Below are 12679 nucleotides of genomic sequence, written 5' to 3' on the forward strand. Positions count from 1 at the left end.
ATTATTCATCAAGGACGAGGATTCCGATGATCGGTAAGTTGAACCATGTCGCCATCGCCGTGCCCGATCTGGCCGCCGCCACCGCGCTTTACCGCGACACGCTGGGCGCCAAGGTGTCCGCCCCGGTGCCGCAGCCGGCCCACGGCGTGACGGTGGTGTTCGTGGAACTGCCCAACACCAAGGTGGAACTGCTCCATCCCCTGGGCGAGAAGTCGCCTATCGCCGGTTTCCTCGACAAGAATCCCTCGGGTGGCATTCACCACATCTGCTACGAGGTCGAGGACATCCTGGCGGCGCGCGACAAGCTGAAGGCCACCGGCGCCCGCGTGCTGGGCGACGGCGAGCCCAAGATCGGCGCCCACGACAAGCCGGTGCTGTTTCTGCACCCCAAGGATTTCAACGGCACCCTGGTCGAGCTGGAACAGGCTTAACACTCTTACTCGGCCACGCGGGGTTGGCGGGGCGGCCGCGTGGCCGAGGAGAAGCAAATGTCTTTCTTACTCGGCCACGCGGGGTTGGCGGGGCGGCCGCGTGGCCGAGGAGAAGCAAATGTCTTTCTTATTCGGCCACGCGGGGTTGGCGGGGCGGCCGCGTGGCCGAGGAGAAGCAAATGTCTTGGTATTGCGACATCGCGCCGGGCCATCCCTTCCACGGTCCCTATCACGACCAGGAATACGGCTTTCCGCTCACCGACGAGCGGGCGCTGTTCGAGCGCCTGTGCCTGGAGATCTTCCAGGCCGGGCTGTCCTGGCTGATCGTGCTGAAGAAGCGCCCGGCCATGGTCGCCGCCTTCGACGGCTTCGACGTGGACAAGGTGGCGGCCTATGGCGAGGCCGAGATGACCCGCCTGCTCGCCGATCCCGGCATCATCCGCAACCGCCGCAAGCTTGACGCCATCGTCGAGAACGCCCGCCGCCTTCAGGCCCTGCGGGCGCGAGAGGGCGGCTTCGCCGCCTGGATCGAGCGTCACCACCCGCTGACCAAGGAAAACTGGGTCAAGCTGTTCAAGGCGACTTTCGTCTTCATGGGCGGCGAGGTGGTGGGCGAATTCCTGATGAGCATCGGCTATCTGCCGGGGTCTCACCGCGAGGATTGCCCGGTGCGGCTCCGCCTGAACGCGTTTGAAGTTCCCTGGGCAAGGGTTGGGGCTGATTTCTATTTGAAATAAAAGCGAATGGGTTGTTAACGGATTGTGTCGCGATTGTTATCGAAGATGAATGCGGTTCATTGATTGTGTGCGTTACTGAGCTTTGGTGTTATCTGTTTCCAGTCTGCTGGTTTGCCGGTATGAGTATTGTTATATATTGAGTTTTTTCTTTGCATCGCTTATGGTCCTGCCAGGGGTGGGCGTCTTTCTGGTGGGATGGACGATGTCTGAGAACGACCCAGGGGCGCGATGCCGCAGCACGGCCGGAATCGTCGTCAGGGCTTTTGCCGGCTTGCTGGAGGAACAGGCGGTCGGTGGTCAGGTGTCCGTGGATGCCATCCGGCGGACCTGCGATGCGGTCGGCGGGGCCGGCGATCTGCTGGATGACCTTTACGCCGGAGCCGAGCGGACCTGCCAGGACCTGTTCGTCCTGCGGCAGGTGGATTCCCAACGCATCAATTACATTGGCCGGATCGTCACCAAGACCTTTGCCCACGTGCTCGACGACCGTGCCTCGGGGATCACCCGTTCCCATCTCGGCCGGTTGTTCGCCGCCTTGCGCATGATCCTGGGCGAGGAAGCCTTCGACGAAATTCAGGGTCGCTGCGCCGCCATCGCCGGCAATGTGTCGTCGGGGAACGGCGGCGTCACCCGCTGGGAGGCCTTCTACCGCCACCCCGAGACCCTGCTGATCCGGGAGCGCATTCTGGTCTCCATCGCCCGGACCTTCCGGCGTTTCGAGGCGCGGATGGACTGGCTGCTGATCGTCATGAACTCGTCGCCGGGCAGCCGCTCCTTAGGGGGAGGCGCCTTCGTGGCGGCCAAGCCGGGCAAGCGCTGCTCCGACGATTTCGACGCGGTCAAGTTCCTGAGGATCTTCGAAGCCCTGTTCGCGTCCTGCGATCTTCAGGCCATGGACGAGGGGACCCGCAGCGACTTCCTGTCACGCTGGCAGGTGACGCCGGAATCGGTGTTCGGTCCGCTGCTGGCGGAACTGGCGAAATTGAGGATTCGCCTGGCGGCGTGATGCCGGGCGAGGGCCTGAAAACGGAAACGGCAGGACCGCCTTGGCGATCCTGCCGCATCCTACGTTCCTGGCCTCGGCCTTTCGGCGGACCTGGGACACGTTCCTCCCGACACTCAAGCCGCTTTGGCGCAACCGTTATCGGATGTCTTGCCCGTTCTCCGAGCTTGGAACCACTTTACGAAATAATCTGACGGCCGTCACCCCATTTCTTTGTGAACATTTCATAAATGGTGCGGCGTGCGAAAGGGTTGATGCTGGGCCTGGACAGGCGCATCGTGGAGGGCGTCGCCGCCCCGCCGCTCGGAGTCTGGCCATGCACCGTTTCCTCGTGCTGTCCGTCGTTGCCGGTCTTGCCGTTCCCGCCGCCGCCCTGGCCCAGGGGGCGTCGAGTTCGGCTGGCCCCATGGTCATCACCATTTCCAAGCTCGACTGCTCGCGGGTGATCAGCCATACCCCGGCCCCTGACGTTGCCTACAAGCCCGGGGTGGATGTGCGCGGCAAGCCGGTGGTGTCGGCCGACACCGATCCGGGGCGCGAGGCCTTCGCCAAGCGGGTGTTGCCCGAGACCCTGGAATTTCCGGTGAAGATCAATCCGCTGAACTATTCCTCGCGGAAGTCCGCCCTGAAATCCAAGGAAACCACCCAGGCGGCCATCGCCGCCGGTGGCGGCACCGCCACGGCGGCCCAGGCCCAGGCGCTGGCGGAGGCGGAAAGCAAGCTGGCCAAGATTTCATCGAAGGGCTACGACAACACCACCGCCGACGTGGGAGTGGTGAAGTACGACATCGCCCGCAACACCTTCACCTTCAACGGCGAGCCCATGCTGTCCGAGGACCAGCGCGCCCTGGCCGAGGCCTGCGCCCGCCAAGGGGTCCGGTAGCGTTGCCAAGGCGGCCGTCATTGCCTATTGTCGCCCCCGCAGATTGATCCGCGGGGTTTCATGATCTTCAACTCGTTCGAGCGCATGGTGGCGTTCCGCTATCTGCGGGCCCGGCGCAAGGAAGGCTTCATCTCGGTCATCGCCGGCTTTTCCCTGGCCGGAATCGGCCTCGGCGTCGCCACCCTGATCGTGGTGATGGCGGTGATGAACGGCTTCCGCCACGAATTGCTGGGCCGCATCCTGGGCATCAACGGCCATATCGGCGTCTACGGCGCCGGCGCGCCGCTGGCCGGTTATGATCCCCTGGCCGAATCCATCCGCAAGCTGCCCGGCGTGACTAAGGTGATCCCCACCGCCGAGGGCCAGGTCTTCGCCACCTCTCCCGGTGCTGGAACCGGGGCCATCGTGCGCGGCGTGCGGGCCTCCGACCTGCTGACCCGGCCCATCTTCCAGAAGAAGTATCGCGGCAATCCGGCCGATTTCGCCGGTGACGACGCGGTGGTGATCGGCAAGCGCCTGGCCGAGAAGCTGGGGGTGCGCATCGGCGATTCCATCTCGCTGATCTCGGCCAAGGGCAACGTCACCGCCTTCGGCACCGTGCCGCGCGTGCGCGGCTACAAGGTGGTCGGCACCTTCGACGTGGGCATGTTCGAATACGATTCCGGCTTCGTCTTCATGCCGCTGGAAGCCGCCCAGACCTATTTCCGCCTGCCCGATGCGGTGACCCAGATCGAGGTGTTCCTGGACAATCCCGACATGGTGCCCGAAATCCGCAAGGCCATCTGGGACATCACCGGCAACACCGCCAACATCTACGACTGGCAGCAGGCCAACGCCAACTTCTTCAACGCCATCCAGGTGGAGCGGAACGTCATGTTCCTGATCCTCACCCTGATCATCCTGGTGGCGGCGTTCAACATCATCTCCAGCCTGATCATGCTGGTGAAGGACAAGGGGCGCGACATCGCCATCCTGCGCACCATGGGGGCGACGCGCGGCATGATCTTGCGCATCTTCTTCCTGGCCGGCGCCTCGGTGGGGGTGGTGGGGACGGTGGCGGGCACCATCCTGGGTGTGGCCTTCGCCACCAATATCGAGAACATCCGCCAGTTCATCCAGTCCATCATCGGCCGCGAGCTGTTCGCCGCCGAGATCTACTTCCTGACCCAGCTGCCCGCCCGGGTCGAGACGCGGGAAGTGGTCACCGTGGTACTGATGGCGCTGGGCCTGTCGTTCGCCGCCACCATCTACCCGGCTTGGCGGGCCGCCAAGCTCGATCCGGTGGAGGCTCTGCGTTATGAGTGAGCTGGGCCTCAAACTGGAGAACATCCGCCGCGTCTTCCACCAGGGCAAGGAAGACCTCGAGGTGCTGAAGGGCGCCAATCTGGAGATCCGGGCCGGCGAGATCGTCGCCCTGGTCGGTCCCTCGGGCGCCGGCAAGTCGACCCTGCTGCACATCGCCGGCCTTCTGGAGCGCCCCGATGGCGGCGAGGTCCATCTGGCCGGCAATCCGGCCGGCGCCCTGGGGGAAAGGGAGCGCACGCAACTGCGCCGCCTGCATCTGGGCTTCGTCTACCAGTACCACCACCTGCTGCCGGAATTCTCGGCGGCCGAGAACGTCATCCTGCCCCAGATGATTGCCGGCGTGCCCCAGGCCCAGGCCCGCGTGCGGGCCATGGAACTGCTGGGCCGCATGAAGCTGGCCGAGCGGGCCGAGCACCGCCCCGGCCAGCTGTCGGGCGGCGAGCAGCAGCGCGTCGCCATCTGCCGGGCGCTGGCCAACGCCCCCCGCGTCCTGCTGGCCGACGAGCCCACCGGCAATCTCGACCCCCATACCGCCGAGGGCGTGTTCGACGAACTGATCCGCCTGGTCAAGGGCTCGGGCGTCGCCGCCCTGATCGCCACCCACAACCCCGAGCTGGCCGCGCGCATGGATCGGGTGGTGAGGATGAGCGAAGGCCTGCTGGTGGAGGGGTGAGGGAGTTCGTGTGGCGGGAGCCGCAGCCCCCGCCACACGGCAATCCTTAGCGGTTGACGGTGACGTTCACCGACTGGTTCCACACCAGACCCAGCTTGCCCGAGCCGTCGGAGAAGGTGTAGGGCGTGCCGTTGAGATTGACCGCGAAGGCGGCGGGGCCGCCCCAGTTGATGCCCATCATGGTGATGCTGTAGGTACCGCCGGGCACCAGCACCGAACCCAGATTGATGGAATAGTTCACCGGGTCGTTGTAGCCGGAGCTGATGTGGAGGACTTCCACGGCGGCGGTGCCGCCGTTGGGGCTGACGGGAATTGCGATCACATAGAGCTCGTTGTCGCACTTCGAAACGGAAAGCTGAGTCATATCCATCCCCTTTTGGTCAGGTGTTGCCGCGAACGGCTCCCATGCGAGCTGCGCCCGCACATCCAATAACCTAAAGATGAATAAATATCTGTCACGACTCGGAATAATACGGTTATTGCCGATTTTATACATGTAATACGCGCACATGAAATGAGCGCTCCGATGTAATCGCCGGCCCCCCCCCCGAATACCTCGACTGGCCCAAGAACCGCCGAAGGGAGTAGAATGTACCCGGATGGTGAAGGGGGGAGCGCCCATGGGTGCGATTCCGAGCGTTTTCGATCTCGACCGTCTGGTTCTGGCCCTGTCCGACGCCTTTGATCTGGTGGGGGTGGACAAGACCGGCCATTCGCGCCGTGTCGGGCTGGTGGCGGCCCGCATCGCCGAGGATCTGGGCTGGGAGAACGGCGAAATCCGCACCTTGTTGCGGGCCGCCCTGCTGCATGATTGCGGCGTCTCCACCACCGGCGAGCACCACGATTTGATGGGAGCGCTGCGCTGGGCGGATTCGGTCGAGCATTGCCAGCGGGGCGCCGGATACCTGTCTTCGATCCCGGAACTGGCGGTGCTGGCGCCAATGGTGGCCGAGCACCACACCGCCTGGACCAATCTGTGCAACCGGGGCGTTGACGAGGGCGTGGCGCTGGCCGCCAACCTGATCTGCCTGGCCGACCGCACCGACGCGCTGCTCCAGGGCGGCGCCACTCCCGGGCGCGATCTGGTGGCGGCGCTGAAAAGTCACGGCGGCTATTTCGCGCCCCAATCTCTGGCGGCGCTGGACCGTTTGTCCCGCTGCGAGGCTTTCTGGTTCGCGCTGGACGAGCCGGTCCTGTCGGAAGCCCTGGCCCGCCTGACCGCCCTGGGGCCGCCCCAATTGCTGGAGGCCGGCGCGGTGGTGCGGCTGGCCGCCGTGGTCGGCGGCATCATCGACCGCAAGAGTCCCTATACCGAGTGCCACAGCGGCGGGGTGGCCAAGGTCTCGGTCTTGCTGGGCCGGGCCATGGGGCTGTGCGAGGCGACCCGGCGGGGGCTCGAGATCGCCGGCTACCTCCACGACATCGGCAAGCTGCGCATTCCCGACGAGTTGCTGGACCGCCAGGGCGCGCTCGACGCCGCCGACCGCCTGCGCATGGCCCGGCACGCCTTTGACACGCGGGTGATCCTCACCCACGCCTTCGGTCCCGGCGCCATCGCCGATTGGGCCGCCTTTCACCACGAATGCCTGTCGGGCAACGGTTATCCCTTCCATCTGAAGGAGGGTGATCTGTGCCTGGAGGCGCGCATCGTGGCGGTGGCCGACGTGTTCCAGGCTTTGGCCCAGCACCGGCCCTACCGCGCCCCGCTGACGCCCGACGAAATCGCCGCCCTGATGGACGGCATGGTGTTCGCCGGCAAGCTGGACCCGCAAGTGGTGGCCGCCTGCAAGGAGCATCTGGAGGAATGCTGGGCGGCGGCGACGGGCGGGTGACGGGGCGTTCCGACTAGGGTAATCTCGCCGCCATGCCTTCCCATGCCGACTTCGTCCATCTTCGCGTCCACACCGCCTATTCCCTGGCGGAAGGGGCCATCAAGCTCAAGCAGCTCATCAAGCTGTGCGAGAAGATGGCCATGCCCGCCATCGGTATCGCCGATACCGGCAACCTGTTCGGCGCCCTGGAATTCTCCACCTCGTGCTCGGATGCGGGCATCCAGCCCATCGTCGGCGCCCAGATCGCAATCCGGCGCGAAGACGGCGGCCCGTCCAAGGACGGACGCAAGCCCGAGCCCGATTCCCTGGTGCTGCTGTGCCAGAGCGAAGGCGGCTACCTCAATCTCCTGAAGCTGGTGTCCAAGGCCTTTCTCGAGACCGATGCGGGCGAGACCCCCCAGGTCACCCTGCACGACCTGGAGACCCGCTCGGACGGCCTGATCGTGCTGACCGGCGGTCCCGCCGGGCCGGTGGGCCGCCTGCTGGCCGACGGGCAGGGGGAAAAGGCCGAGATCGTGCTGGCGCGCCTCGCCCGCGCCTTCGCCGGGCGCTGTTACGTGGAGTTGCAGCGCCACGGCCTGGAGGTGGAGGACCGCATCGAGCCGACGCTGGTCTCGCTCGCCTACAAGCACGATTTGCCCCTGGTCGCCACCAACGAGCCGTTCTTCGCCGACCGGGGCATGTACGAGGCCCACGACGCCCTGATCTGCATCGCCGAGGGCGCCTACATCTCCCAGGACGAGCGTCGCCGCCTCACGCCCGAGCACTATTTCAAGTCGCCGGAAGAGATGCGGGAATTGTTCGCCGACCTGCCCGAGGCCTGCGACAACACAATGGTGATCGCTAGGCGCTGCGCCTTCGGCGTTTCCAAGCGCAAGCCCATCCTGCCGCCTTATCGCATGGACGGCCTGACCGAGGCCGAGGTGCTGCGCAAGAAGACGCTGGAGGGCCTGGACCTGCGGCTGGACAAGCACGTCTTCCAGCCCGGCATGACCGACGACGAGAAGGAGCACGCCGCCAAGCCCTACCGCGAGCGCGTCGAGTTCGAGCTGAACGTCATCGAGCAGATGGGCTTTCCCGGCTACTTCCTGATCGTGTCCGACTTCATCCAGTGGTCCAAGGCCCACGACATCCCCGTGGGGCCGGGCCGTGGTTCGGGCGCCGGTTCGGCGGTGGCCTGGGCTCTGACCATCACCGATCTCGATCCCTTGCGCTGGGGGCTGCTGTTCGAGCGCTTCCTCAATCCCGAACGCGTCTCCATGCCGGACTTCGATATCGATTTCTGCCAGGACCGCCGGGAAGAGACCATCCGCTACGTCCAGGGCAAGTACGGCTATGCCCAGGTGGCGCAGATCATCACCTTCGGAAAGCTGCAGGCCCGCGCCGTGCTGAGGGACGTGGGCCGCGTGCTGCAGATGCCCTACGGTCAGGTGGACCGCATCTGCAAGCTGGTGCCCAACAATCCCGCCAACCCCATGACGCTGGAACAGGCGCTGGAGAGCGAGCCGCTGCTGGCCGAGCAGAAGGAGCGGGACGAGACCGTCTCCCACCTGATCGATCTGGCCATGAAGCTGGAGGGATTGTACCGCCACGCCTCGACCCATGCGGCCGGCGTGGTGATCGGCGACCGGTCCCTGGACGAACTGGTGCCGCTCTATCGAGACCCGCGCTCCGACATGCCGGTCACCCAGTTCAATATGAAATGGGTGGAATCCGCCGGTCTGGTGAAGTTCGACTTCCTGGGGCTCAAGACGCTCACCGTGATGGTCACGGCGGTCAAGCACGTCAAGAAGACCAAGGGGCTGGACATCGACCTGTCGGCCATCCCCTTGGACGACGCCAAATCCTATGAACTGCTGTCGCGGGGCGACGCGGCCGGCGTGTTCCAACTGGAAAGTTCGGGCATGCGCGACGTGCTGCGCAAGATGGGCCCCAACCGCTTAGAAGACCTGATCGCCGTGGTGGCGCTGTACCGTCCCGGCCCCATGGACCAGATTCCGCGCTACATCGCCTGTAAGCACGGCAAGGAAGAGCCGGACTACATGCATCCGCTCCTCGAGCCCATCCTGAAGGAAACCTTCGGGATCATGGTCTACCAGGAGCAGGTGATGCAGATCGCCCAGGTGCTGTCGGGCTATTCGCTCGGCGGCGCCGATCTGCTTCGCCGCGCCATGGGCAAGAAGATCAAGGAGGAGATGGAGGCCCAGCGCAAGACCTTCGTCGAAGGCGCCACCGCCAGGGGCGTCGATGGCGCCCAGGCCTCCATGATCTTCGACAAGGTGGCCAAGTTCGCCGAATACGGCTTCAACAAGTCCCACGCCGCCGCCTACGCCCTGATCGCCTACCAGACCGCCTGGCTGAAGGCCAACCACCCGGCCGAGTTCATGGCGGCGACCATGACCTACGAAATGAGCAACACCGACAAGCTCAATTCGTTCCGCCAGGAGCTGGACCGCCTCGGCATCAAGCTGCTGCCCCCCGACATCAACGCCAGCCAGCCCACCTTCTCGGTGGAGGTGCTGCCCGATGGTTCCCAGGCGGTGCGCTACGCTCTGGCGGCCTTGAAGAACGTCGGCGAGGCGGCCATGAAGTCCCTGGTGGAGGAGCGCGAGAGGGACGGCCGCTTCAAGGATATGGGTGATTTCGCCGCGCGCATGGATTCCAAGGTGCTCAATCGTCGCCAGCTGGAAAACATGGTCAAGGCCGGCGTTTTCGATTCGCTGGATAAGAATCGCGGGCGGCTGTTCAAGAATGCCGACACGCTGTGCCGCTACGCCGCCCAGGCCGCCGAGGACCGGCAAAGCAGCCAGATGAGCCTGCTGGGCGGCTCCAACGCCCCGACCTTGAAGCTGGAGAACGGCCCCGACTGGTCGCCGCACGAGAAGCTCAACCAGGAATTCGAGGCGGTGGGGTTCTACCTGTCCGCCCATCCCCTGGACGCCTACGCCAAGAGCATGAAGCGCCTCAACGTGCTGAAGATCGCCGAACTGCCCCGCCACCTCCAGGCGGGCGGCAAGGGCAGGGTACGCCTGGCCGGTTCGCTGTTGTCCAAGCAGGAGCGCGTCTCGGCCAAGGGCTCGCGCTACGCCTTTTTGCAGTTTTCCGACGCCACCGGCATGTTCGAGGTCACCTGTTTCTCGGAGATCCTCGCCACCTCGCGGGACTTGCTCGACGCCGGTGGGCCGTTGCTGATCGATGTGGACGCCAAGCTGGAGGAAGACCAGCTGCGCATGACCTGCCAGCGCATCGCGTCGCTCGACCAGGAAGCCGCCAAGGCCGCCGCCGGCATCCGTGTCATCATCTCCGACGACAGTGCGCTGAAGCAGCTCTCGGACCTGATCAACAATGAGGCTCGGGGCCGCAACCGCGTCGCCATCGTGGCCCGGGCCGGCAACCGCGAGGTGGAGCTGGGCCTTAAATCCACCATCACGCTTTCGCCCAAATTCATGGGCAGCTTGCGCAGCATTCCCGGCATCACCGAGGTGGAGGAGATCTGATGGCGTCCAAGTGGCTGACGGCTTTGGTGGTGTTCCTGGGCCTTGCCGCCTGCACCCCGTCCGAATTCGCCGAACCGCCGGAGGTGGTGCTGCTGTCCATGGTGCCGGTGGACGTGTCGCTGATGGAGCAGCGCCTCGCGGTGACCCTTCGGGTGCGCAATCCCAACAACACCGCCATGAGCATCGACGGCATGCGCTTTGCCATCGACATCAACGGCCATAGCTTCGCCAAGGGCACCAGCGACAAGGCGGTCACCGTGCCCCGCCTGGGCGAGACCGAGGTGGCGGGGGTGGCCCATGTCTCCACCACCGATCTGATGCGCCAGATGCTGGGCGTTCCCGATTCCAAGGGCGTGGAGTACCGGCTGTCCGGTTCCCTGTTCCTGACCCATGGCGGCCGGGCGGCCTTCGACCAGTCGGGCGATTTTGACTTCGCCTCGGCCCTGGGCGGGGCGGGAGCCAAGAGGCATTGACGAACGCCGTTTCGCCGCCTAACACAATTCTCCGACTTTCATTCGTCACCCCCGCGAAGGCGGGGGTCCATGTGGATGCTGATCAGGCGCCCGGCTCGATGGCGTTTTCGCGGCCCCATGGATTCCCGCCTTCGCGGGAATGACGGCTTTGATGGAAACCCCATGAACCGCTTCATCGTCCTGTTCGCCGTCTTCGTCCTGGCCGTCCTCAACGCCGCCGGCTGGTGGTGGTTCAACCGGCCGGTGCCGGTGGAGCTGTCGTTCAACGAGCCGTTCCCCTCGGTGTCCTTCGCGCCGTTCCGCCGCGGCCAGGGGCCGATCACCCAGGTCTATCCCACGTCCGACCAGATCGCCCAGGACATGAAGAGCCTGGTGGGCGTGGCCAGGGGCGTGCGCACCTACACCTCGCGCGAAGGCCTGGACGTGGTGCCGGAACTGGGGCGCAAATACGGCATCGAGGTCACCCACTCGGCCTGGCTGGGCAAGAAGTTCGCCATCAACGACGCCGAGGTGGACGCCCTGATCAAGGCGGCCAACGCCTATCCCGACGTCATCAAGCGGGTGATCGTCGGCAACGAGGTGCTGCTGCGCCAGGACCTGCCCCCCGAGCAGCTGATCGGCTACATCCGCAAGGTCAAGGCGGCGGTGAAGCAGCCGGTGTCCTATGCCGACGTCTGGGCCTTCTGGCTGAAATACCCGGAGGTGGCGAGGGAAGTGGACTTCCTCACCATCCACATCCTGCCCTATTGGGAGGACGAGCCCATCGGCGTGGACGGCGCCGCCAAGCACATCGTCGCCATCTATAAGCGCATGGCCGAGCAGTTCGGCAAGCCCATCCTGATCGGCGAGGCCGGCTGGCCGACGCGCGGCCGTTCGCGCGGACCGGCGGTGGCCGACATGGAGAACGCGGCGCGCTTCGTGCGCACGCTGGCCCTGGTCTCCAAGGAGAACGGCTTCGACTACAACGTGGTCGAGGCCTTCGACCAGCCGTGGAAGGCCTTCCTGGAAGGGACCGTGGGGGCCAAGTGGGGCGTGGTGGACGAGAACCGCCGGGTCAAGTACGCCATGTCCGGCCCGGTCGAGCCCAGCCCCGACTGGCCGCGCCATGCGGCTGCCGCGGTGCTGATCGGTTCGGCCCTGTCCTTGGCGCTGCTGTGGCGGCGCTGGGAGCGCTACGAGCTGAAGGGGGGGCTGTTCGTGCTGGTCCTGGCCCAGCTGGCCGGGCTGTTCATCACCTGGCAGACCGTCAACGCCCTGGCCATGGCCTATGACCGGCTCGAGGATGCCTGGGCCTGGGCCCGCATCTTGCTGCATGCCGCCCTGGCCGTCACCCTGGCCTGGGCCGCCGCCCGGCAATTCCGCCGCGAACCGGCCAGGCTGACTTGGCCGTGGGCGGAAAAGTTCGTGCCGCTCTACGGCTTTGCCGCCATCGTGGTGGGGGCGACCCTGCTGCTGCACGGCCGCTATCGCGATATTCCGCCCGTCGAGTTCCTGGCGCCCTGCATCGGTCTTACCCTTTACGGCCTGGGCCGCATGATGGTCCTGGGCCAGCCATGGAAGGAGGCCTTCGCCGCCGGAAGGCTGTTCGGCGGCGAGGGGTTCGGCATGGCCCGGCGCTTCACCATCGGGCTGGCCCTGTCCGCCCTGGCGGCGCCGCTGTCGGAAGCCTGGGCCCTGTCGCGGGGCGACGATTTCATCACGTCCCATCCCCAATGGTCGGACCGCCTTCCCCTGTTGGTCCGCGCCCTGTGGGAGAACCAGGAGATGTGCGTCTGGGCCGCCATGGTGGTGGTGATGATCCTGCCGTTCTGGGCTGAATGGCGATTGCGCTTGGAAAGGTGAGTC

11 protein-coding genes are annotated in these 12679 nt (G+C 65.6%); 10 read left to right on the forward strand and 1 reads right to left on the reverse strand.

Annotation, left to right across the window (positions count from 1 at the left end):
• Positions 1–26 precede the first annotated feature (26 nt).
• From mce to WV31_RS06565, 6 genes are all read left to right on the forward strand, one after another.
• A complete protein-coding gene (mce, locus tag WV31_RS06540) occupies positions 27–431 on the forward strand; it encodes a methylmalonyl-CoA epimerase (RefSeq protein WP_085372801.1) in 405 nt (134 codons plus the stop codon).
• 179 nt (positions 432–610) lie between these two features.
• Entirely contained in the window at positions 611–1168 is a 558-nt protein-coding gene (locus WV31_RS06545; RefSeq protein ID WP_085372802.1) for a DNA-3-methyladenine glycosylase I, read from the forward strand.
• A gap of 202 nt (positions 1169–1370) precedes the next feature.
• On the forward strand, positions 1371–2174 hold the full coding sequence (locus WV31_RS06550; protein ID WP_145980769.1) for a hypothetical protein: 804 nt from the start codon (positions 1371–1373) through the stop codon (positions 2172–2174).
• Positions 2175–2487: 313 nt separating this feature from the next.
• Positions 2488–3054: a hypothetical protein gene (locus WV31_RS06555; RefSeq protein WP_085372804.1), complete on the forward strand. Its 567-nt coding sequence runs from the start codon at positions 2488–2490 to the stop codon at positions 3052–3054.
• Between the two features lie 60 nt (positions 3055–3114).
• Positions 3115–4359: a lipoprotein-releasing ABC transporter permease subunit gene (locus WV31_RS06560; RefSeq protein WP_085372805.1), complete on the forward strand. Its 1245-nt coding sequence runs from the start codon at positions 3115–3117 to the stop codon at positions 4357–4359.
• Entirely contained in the window at positions 4352–5032 is a 681-nt protein-coding gene (locus tag WV31_RS06565) for an ABC transporter ATP-binding protein (RefSeq protein ID WP_085372806.1), read from the forward strand. Before WV31_RS06560 ends, WV31_RS06565 begins: the two co-directional genes overlap by 8 nt.
• 46 nt (positions 5033–5078) lie before the next feature.
• Here the strand turns inward: WV31_RS06565 and WV31_RS06570 are convergent, their stop codons facing one another.
• On the reverse strand, positions 5079–5396 hold the full coding sequence (locus tag WV31_RS06570; RefSeq protein ID WP_085372807.1) for a hypothetical protein: 318 nt from the start codon (positions 5394–5396) through the stop codon (positions 5079–5081).
• Between the two features lie 256 nt (positions 5397–5652).
• Between WV31_RS06570 and WV31_RS06575 the strand changes: the two genes are divergently transcribed.
• From WV31_RS06575 to WV31_RS06590, 4 genes are all read left to right on the forward strand, one after another.
• Complete coding sequence (locus tag WV31_RS06575) at positions 5653–6864, forward strand: HD-GYP domain-containing protein (protein ID WP_168185864.1); 1212 nt, start codon at positions 5653–5655, stop codon at positions 6862–6864.
• Between the two features lie 32 nt (positions 6865–6896).
• On the forward strand, positions 6897–10361 hold the full coding sequence (gene dnaE, locus WV31_RS06580; protein ID WP_085372809.1) for a DNA polymerase III subunit alpha: 3465 nt from the start codon (positions 6897–6899) through the stop codon (positions 10359–10361).
• Positions 10361–10834, forward strand: a complete 474-nt coding sequence (locus WV31_RS06585; RefSeq protein WP_085372810.1) for an LEA type 2 family protein — start codon at positions 10361–10363, stop codon at positions 10832–10834. The genes dnaE and WV31_RS06585 overlap by 1 nt, the downstream gene beginning before the upstream one ends.
• A gap of 162 nt (positions 10835–10996) precedes the next feature.
• Positions 10997–12676, forward strand: a complete 1680-nt coding sequence (locus WV31_RS06590) for a glycoside hydrolase family 17 protein (protein WP_085372811.1) — start codon at positions 10997–10999, stop codon at positions 12674–12676.
• The last annotated feature ends 3 nt before the right edge of the window (positions 12677–12679 follow it).

It is taken from the genome of Magnetospirillum sp. ME-1 (assembly GCF_002105535.1).
In the GTDB taxonomy this organism is placed as follows: domain Bacteria; phylum Pseudomonadota; class Alphaproteobacteria; order Rhodospirillales; family Magnetospirillaceae; genus Phaeospirillum.

Coding starts and splice junctions, on each gene's coding strand:
- WV31_RS06565 (WP_085372806.1), top strand. CDS start 4,352: ATGAGTGAGCTGGGCCTCAAACTGGAGAACATCCGCCGCGTCTTCCAC.
- WV31_RS06585 (WP_085372810.1), top strand. CDS start 10,361: ATGGCGTCCAAGTGGCTGACGGCTTTGGTGGTGTTCCTGGGCCTTGCC.
- WV31_RS06570 (WP_085372807.1), bottom strand. CDS start 5,396: ATGACTCAGCTTTCCGTTTCGAAGTGCGACAACGAGCTCTATGTGATC.
- WV31_RS06555 (WP_085372804.1), top strand. CDS start 2,488: ATGCACCGTTTCCTCGTGCTGTCCGTCGTTGCCGGTCTTGCCGTTCCC.
- dnaE (WP_085372809.1), top strand. CDS start 6,897: ATGCCTTCCCATGCCGACTTCGTCCATCTTCGCGTCCACACCGCCTAT.
- WV31_RS06575 (WP_168185864.1), top strand. CDS start 5,653: ATGGGTGCGATTCCGAGCGTTTTCGATCTCGACCGTCTGGTTCTGGCC.
- WV31_RS06545 (WP_085372802.1), top strand. CDS start 611: ATGTCTTGGTATTGCGACATCGCGCCGGGCCATCCCTTCCACGGTCCC.
- WV31_RS06590 (WP_085372811.1), top strand. CDS start 10,997: ATGAACCGCTTCATCGTCCTGTTCGCCGTCTTCGTCCTGGCCGTCCTC.
- mce (WP_085372801.1), top strand. CDS start 27: ATGATCGGTAAGTTGAACCATGTCGCCATCGCCGTGCCCGATCTGGCC.
- WV31_RS06550 (WP_145980769.1), top strand. CDS start 1,371: ATGTCTGAGAACGACCCAGGGGCGCGATGCCGCAGCACGGCCGGAATC.
- WV31_RS06560 (WP_085372805.1), top strand. CDS start 3,115: ATGATCTTCAACTCGTTCGAGCGCATGGTGGCGTTCCGCTATCTGCGG.